At 66.5% G+C, this 7,272-nt stretch carries 3 protein-coding genes; all 3 read left to right on the plus strand.

What is annotated here, in order from left to right:
* The first annotated feature begins 2 nt into the window (after positions 1-2).
* The 3 genes from Q0Q36_RS24645 (at position 3) to Q0Q36_RS24655 (ending at position 7,214) form a co-directional block, all read left to right on the plus strand.
* Complete coding sequence (locus Q0Q36_RS24645) at positions 3-3,167, plus strand: efflux RND transporter permease subunit (protein ID WP_293802468.1); 3,165 nt, start codon at positions 3-5, stop codon at positions 3,165-3,167.
* Positions 3,164-6,298 carry an efflux RND transporter permease subunit gene (locus tag Q0Q36_RS24650; protein WP_293802470.1) on the plus strand — a complete coding sequence of 1,045 codons (3,135 nt, stop codon included), beginning with the start codon at positions 3,164-3,166 and terminating at the stop codon, positions 6,296-6,298. Before Q0Q36_RS24645 ends, Q0Q36_RS24650 begins: the two co-directional genes overlap by 4 nt.
* A 196-nt stretch (positions 6,299-6,494) precedes the next feature.
* The gene (locus tag Q0Q36_RS24655) at positions 6,495-7,214 is read left to right on the plus strand and encodes a DUF3102 domain-containing protein (RefSeq protein ID WP_293802472.1); all 720 of its coding nucleotides are present in this window, start codon (positions 6,495-6,497) and stop codon (positions 7,212-7,214) included.
* Positions 7,215-7,272: the final 58 nt, after the last annotated feature.

Here is a 7,272-nt window from a genome sequence, read left to right on the forward strand (position 1 = left end):
CGATGAGCGTGTCCGCGCCTTTCATCAGCCGGCCCATCGCGACCTCCCTGCTCGGCGTCGCGGTGCTGCTCTGCGGCATCCTCGGCTATCTGCGCCTGCCGGTCTCGGCGCTGCCGCAGGTCGATTTCCCCACCATCCAGATCACGACGCAGCTGCCGGGCGCGAACCCTGAGACCATCGCCTCGCTGGTGACGGCACCGTTGGAACGGCAATTCGGCCAGATCCCCGCGCTATCGACGATGTACTCGCAGAGCTCCTTCGGGCTCAGCCAGATCACGCTGCAATTCGACCTCGACCGCGACATCGATGCGGCCGCGCAAGACGTGCAATCGGCGATCAACGCGGCCGGCTCGACCCTGCCGCGCACGCTGCCCTATCCGCCGACCTATGCGAAGATCAACCCGGCCGACGCGCCGATCATGGTGCTGGCGCTGACCTCGGACACGGTCTCGCTGCACCAGCTCAGCGACCTCGCCGACACATTGCTCTCGCCGCGCCTCTCCGAGGTCTCCGGCGTCGGCCATGTCTCGCTCGAAGGCGGCGTCAGGCCGGCGATCCGCATCCAGGCCGATCTCGCCCGGCTCGCCGCCTATGGGCTCGGCATGGAGGACCTGCGCAACGCCATCGTCGCCGCCAATGTCGCGGGGTCCAAAGGCGCGCTCGACGGCAACCATCAGGCCTACACGATCAGCGCCAACGACCAGATCGGCAACGCGGCGGCCTATCGCGACATCGTCGTTGCCTATCGCAGCGGCGCGCCGGTCTTCCTGCGCGACGTCGCGGTGGTGCTGGAGGACCTGGAGAACAGCCGTGTCGGCGCCTGGTACAAGGGCAAGACCGCCGTCGTCCTCGACGTGATGCGGCAGCCCGGCGCCAATATCGTCACCACGGTCGCGCAGGTGAAACAAGAAATCCCGCGCCTGAAGAGCGGCATGCCGGCCGGCGTCGAATTGCAGGTGGTCAGCGACCGCACCGAGACGATCCGCGCCTCGATCGCGGATGTCCAGTTCACGCTGGTGCTGGCCTGCGCGCTGGTCGTGCTGGTCGTGCTGCTCTTCCTGCGCACGGTCCGCGCCACGATCATCGCCGGCGTCGCGCTGCCGCTCTCGCTGATCGCGACCTTCGCGGTGATGTGGCTGGCCGGCTTCAGCCTCGACAATCTCTCGCTGATGGCGCTGACCATCGGCACCGGCTTCGTCGTCGACGATGCGATCGTGATGATCGAGAACATCGTGCGCAACATGGAGCAGGGCAAGAAGCCGCTGCGGGCGGCCTATGACGGCGCCCGCGAGATCGGCTTCACCGTGATCTCGCTGACCGTCTCACTGGTCGCGGTCTTCATCCCGCTGCTGTTCATGACCGGGCTGGTCGGCCGCATGTTCCGCGAATTCGCGCTGACCCTCACGATCGCGGTCGTGGTCTCGGCAATCGTGTCGCTGACGCTGACGCCGATGATGTGCGCGCGCCTTCTCCGTCATGACGACGGCAAGCGTGAGAACCCGCTGATGCGGCTGGCGGAATGGCCGGTCTCGGCGATGGCCCGGCTCTACGAGGTGACGCTCGGCTGGGCACTGAAGGTGCGCGGGCTCGTCCTGCTCGCGACGCTGGCCACGCTGGTGCTGACGGTGTGGATGTATGTCGTCATCCCCAAGGGCTTCCTGCCGAGCCAGGATACCGGCCTGCTCAATGTCGTGCTGGAATCCTCGCCGGACGTCTCCTTCAACGAGATGAAGCGCCTGCAGGAGAAGGTGACGCAGGCCTTCGAGCAGGATGGCGACGTCACCGGCGTGATCTCGGTGCTCGGCATCGGCCAGGCCAATGCCACGCTCAACACCGCCCGCCTGACCGTGACGCTGCGCCCGAAGGACGACCGGCACGACGACGCGGTCGTGATCGCCGAACGGCTGCGTGCGCTGGCCGCCACGATCCCCGGCGTCGTCGCCTATGTCCAGCCGGTGCAGGACATCCAGATCACAACCCGCGCCAGCCGCTCGCAATACCAATACACCCTGACCGGCGCTGACCAGGCGCAGGTGATGGAATGGGCCCGCAAGCTCTCGGAGGCGCTGCGGCGCGAGGCGATCGTCCGCAACGTCGCCAACGAGACCCAGGATGGCGGGTTGCGCGCCCGCGTCGAGATCGACCGGGCCAAGGCCGGGCGGCTCGGCATATCCATTCAGGCCGTCGACGACACGCTCTACGACGCCTTCGGCCAGCGCCAGATCGCCACGATCTACGAGCAGTCGAACCAGTATCGCGTGATCATCGAGGCGGCGCCGCAATATCTGCGCGACCCCGCCGCTCTCACCAAGCTCTACGTCACCGGCAACACCAACACGCAGGGTCAGACCAATTCCGCCGGCACCTCGACGGTGACGCAGAACAGCGTGCAGGTGCCGCTCTCATCCTTCACTCGCCTGATCCGCGAGACCGCGCCGCTCTCCATCGCCCATCAGGAACAGTTCCCGGCCGCGACCGTCTCTTTCGATCTCGCTCCGGGCGAGGCGCTGGGCGATGCCGTCAAGATGATCGCCGCGGTCGAGCGCGAGATCGGCATGCCTGCCTCGATCTCCGGATCGTTCAGCGCCGATGCGGCGGAGTTCAACCGCTCGCTCGCCAACCAGCCCTGGCTGATCCTGGCGGCGATCGTGACGATCTATCTGGTGCTCGGCATCCTCTACGAAAGCTATGTCCACCCGTTCACGATCCTGACGACGCTGCCCTCCGCGGGCGTAGGCGCCCTCCTCGCCTTGGTCCTGACCGGCCGCGAGCTCTCGATCGTGGCGCTGATCGGCATCATCCTGCTGATGGGCATCGTCAAGAAGAACGCGATCATGATGATCGACTTCGCGCTGGAGGCCGAACGTCACGAGGGCCTCTCGCCGGAGGAGGCCATCGTCAAGGCCTGCCTGCTGCGCTTCCGGCCGATCATGATGACCACGCTGGCCGCCTTGCTGGGTGCGCTGCCACTGGCGCTGGCGACGGGCACGGGCAGCGAATTGCGCCAGCCGCTCGGCATCACCATCGTCGGCGGCCTGCTGCTCAGCCAGTTGCTGACGCTCTACACCACGCCGGTGATCTATCTCGCGCTCGAGAAGATCCGCCGCCGCCTCGGCGGCGGCCCGGACGGTGTCGTGCCCTATCCTGATCCGGAGGCGGCCGAATGAGCGCCGCGCAGGGCCAGGACGACGAGGACAAGGGCTGGAAATCGGTCAAAGGCCTTTCGGACGCCTTCATCCTGCGCCCGGTCGGCACAACGCTGATGGCGATCGGCCTCTTCCTCGTCGGCATGGTCGCCTACATGTTCCTGCCGGTGGCGAGCCTGCCGAGCGTCGACTTCCCGACCATCCGCGTCTTCGCCAGCCGGCCGGGCGCCGACCCCGCGACGATGGCGGGCAGCGTCGCTGCGCCGCTGGAGCGCAGGCTCGGCTCGATTCCCGGCGTTACCGAGATCACCTCGACGAGCTCGCTCGGCTCGACCTCGATCGTCCTGCAATTCGACCTGACGCGGAACACCGACAGCGCCGCCCGCGACGTGCAGGCGGCACTCAACGCCGCCGCGACCGACCTACCCGGCGACCTGCCGACCCTGCCGCAGTTCCGCAAGGCCAATCCCAACGCGGCGCCGATCCTGATCCTGGCACTCACCTCTGACACGATGACGCCGAGCGCGATGTATGACGCGGCCGACACCGTCATCGCCCAGCGCATCGCGCAGATCGAGGGCGTCGGCGAGGTCACCGTCGCCGGTGCCGAGCAGCCGGCGATCCGCGTACGTGTCGACCCTGCCCAGCTCGCCGCGATGGGTCTCAGCCTCGACACGATCCGCACGGCGATCGTCAATGCCAATACTGTCTCGGCGGTCGGCTCCTTCGACGGAGAGCGGCTGAGCGAAACCCTCTCAGCCAACAACCAGATCCGGCAGCCCGAGGATTACGGCAATATCGTCGTGCGCTCGGCGAAGGGCACGGTGGTCCGGCTCGCCGACGTCGCGACGGTCGAGCGCGGCGTGCGCAACAGCCGCGCCGCCGGCTGGTACAACGGCAAGCCGGCGATCCTGATCACCATCACAAAACAGTCCGACGCCAATGTCATCGACACCGTCGACCGGGTGAAGGCGCTGCTGCCAGAGATCCAGCGCTGGGTCCCGGCGGGTCTCGCAATCTCGATCATGTCGGACCGCACGGTGACGATCCGCGCCTCGATCACGGATATCCAGCACACGCTCCTGATCTCCATCGCGCTGGTGATGCTGGTCGTCTTCCTGTTCCTGCGGCGGACGACCCTGACCATCGCGGCGGGCGTCACCGTGCCGCTCTCGATCGCCGGCACCTTCGCCGCGATGTGGGCCGCCGGCTTCACGCTCGACAATCTCTCGCTGATGGCGGTGACGATCTCGGTCGGCTTCGTCGTCGACGATGCCATCGTCATGATCGAGAATATCGAGCGCAACGTCGCCAAGGGGATGTCGCCGTTGCGCGCCGCCCTGCTAGGCGCCGGCCAGATCGGCTTCACCGTGGTCTCGATCAGCCTGTCGCTGATCGCCGCCTTCATCCCGCTCTTTTTCATGGACGGGGTGGCCGGTCGCTTCTTCCGCGAATTCACGCTGACGCTGACCTTCGCGATCCTCGTCTCGACGGCGGTCTCGCTCAGCGTCACACCGATGATCTGCGCGCATTTCCTGAAGGCCGGCCCGCATCGCGAGAACCGCTTCGATCGCATGGTCGAACGCGTGCTCTCGGCGATGACGGGGTTCTATGGCCGCACGCTCACGGTCGTGCTGCGCCATAGCTGGCTGATGCTCGTCGTGATGATCGCGACGGTCGGGCTGACCGTGCAGATGTTCCGCAGCGCGCCGAAGGGCTATTTCCCGCAGGACGATACCGGCCTGATCATCGGCTTCACCCAGGCCTCGACCGACATCTCCTTCCCCGCCATGGCGCAGCTCCAGCAGCAGGGCGCAGCCATCGTCGCGGCCGACCCGGCCGTCTTCGGCGTCGCCTCCTTTATCGGCGGCGGCGGCTCGGTGAATGTCGGGCGCTTCTTCGTCAGCCTGAAGCCGCTGGAGGAGCGCGGCCTGAGCTCGGCCCAGGTGGTCAACCGCCTGCGCGGGCGCCTCGGCTCCATTCCGGGCCTGCGCATCTTCCTGACGCCGGTGCAGGATGTACGCGCCGGCGGGCGCCAGGGCCGCTCGCAATACCAGTTCACGCTCTGGGACCCGAACCTGCCGGAGCTCGAAGAATGGGTGCCCAAGGTTCTGGAAAAGCTGCGCACCCTGCCCGAGCTCGTCGATGTCGCGACCGATCGCGAGCAGGGCGGGTTGCAGGCCGATGTCGTGATCGACCGCAACAAGGCCTCACAGCTCGGCGTCAAGATCCAGGATATCGACAACGTCCTGTCCGACGCCTTCAGCCAGCGCCAGATCTCGACGATCTATGGCGCACGCAACCAGTACCGCGTCGTGCTCGAAGTCGCGCCCTCGCGCAGCCGCGACCCCAACGACATCCTCGATCTCTACGCGCCCGGCCGCAACGGCGCGCAGGTGCCGCTGCGCAGCCTGGTCAAGGTCGAGCGCGGCACGGCCCCGCTCGTCATCAATCATCAGGGCCAGTTCCCGGCCGTAACGATCACCTACGACCTCGCGCCCGGCGTCGGCCTTCAGGAGGCGAGCGACGCCGTCGTCGCAGCGGTCGAAGGGTTGCATATGCCGGCGTCGCTGCGGGCCGAGTTCGCGGGCGATGCCAAGGCCTTCACGCAAGGGGCCGGCAGCCAGGGCATGATGATCCTCGTCGCCATCCTCGCCGTCTACATCATCCTCGGCGTGCTCTACGAGAGCCTGATCCACCCGGTGACGATCCTCTCGACCCTGCCTTCGGCCGGCCTCGGCGCGCTGATCGCGCTGCGGATCGCCGGCGCCGACCTCACCATCATCGCCTTCATCGGCATCATCCTGCTGATCGGCATCGTCAAGAAGAACGGCATCATGATGGTCGACTTCGCCATCAGCGCCGAGCGCCAGCGCGCCCTGCCCTCCCGCGAGGCGATCTTCGAGGCCTGCCTGGAGCGCTTCCGGCCGATCCTGATGACGACGCTCTCGGCCATGCTCGGCGCCGTGCCGCTGATGATCGCGACCGGGCCGGGCGCGGAACTGCGCCGCCCGCTCGGCATCACCATCGTCGGCGGCCTGATCCTCAGCCAGATCCTGACGCTCTACACCACGCCCGTCATCTATCTCTGGATGAGCAAGCTGAGCCGCCGCCCGGCCACTCCGGCCCCGGCGCAGCCGGCCGCAATCTAGACCGCACCCACCGGCTTCGATCCACGCGACTGCTGCCACGGTCACCGTGACGAGCCGGCCTCTTCGCAGGAGCGAGTAGCTCGAAAGGGGTACCCCCTTTGTGCGGCCGGGAATCCCTTTGCTCGCTTCGTCGCACAGATCACCTCGCGTAACCTGAAGGACGTTGCTTTGACGGATCGAGGGTTACGCTGTGTCAGTGAGCGCCAAGATTTCGGAAATCCAGCTCTCTGCTGCGGAGCTCCAGGAAGCCGCCCAGAAGATCCGGGCGCTTCGGCGGTCTGCAACTGAACATGCCATCGAGATCGGCCGCGAACTTCTCCGCGTCAAAGAGAAAACGCCGCATGGCGCCTTCGTCAGATGGGTCGAGAAATCCTGCGAGTTCAAGATTCGAACCGCACAAGACCTGATGAAGCTCGCCCGCGAAGCAGAGACGGACGCGAAACTCGTCGCATTGATGGTTCCCTCGACCTTGCGGGTCTATCTCTCCAAGAAGACGCCCCCCGCGGTTCGCGACACCATCCTGAAGCGCATCGAGAACGGCGAGCACATATCCCGCAGCGATCTGTACTCCCAGTCCTCGGCCATGAAGACGACGGCAAGGGCGAAAGCCGAGGATCATTCACTGCAGGAGGGGTTCTCGTCGGCGTTCTTCGCGCACGAGCCTCGCTCCACCCCCAGCGAGCAACGAAACAACGGTGGCGGCGACCGGTCGCGCATGGTGGCGGAGCTGCTTCTCCGTCACCTCAGCCCGGCGGATTACGCCCTGATCATGGAGGAAATCAACTGGGAGGTCTGGAATCGCGTTTTCGTCTGGATGCGGGCAGCGCGGATCGTGGATGCCGAGCGGGTTGAACTCGCTCTGCCGGGCCCGCCTCCGGCGCAGACGCTAGAGGTTCTGTCCCCCAAACTACAATGAACATCTGTCAACGGCGGTCGGATTCCAGGCCATCGTGGCGGAGTAAAAGCAGGCCACT

It is taken from the genome of uncultured Allobosea sp. (genome assembly GCF_945957345.1).
GTDB lineage: Bacteria > Pseudomonadota > Alphaproteobacteria > Rhizobiales > Beijerinckiaceae > Allobosea.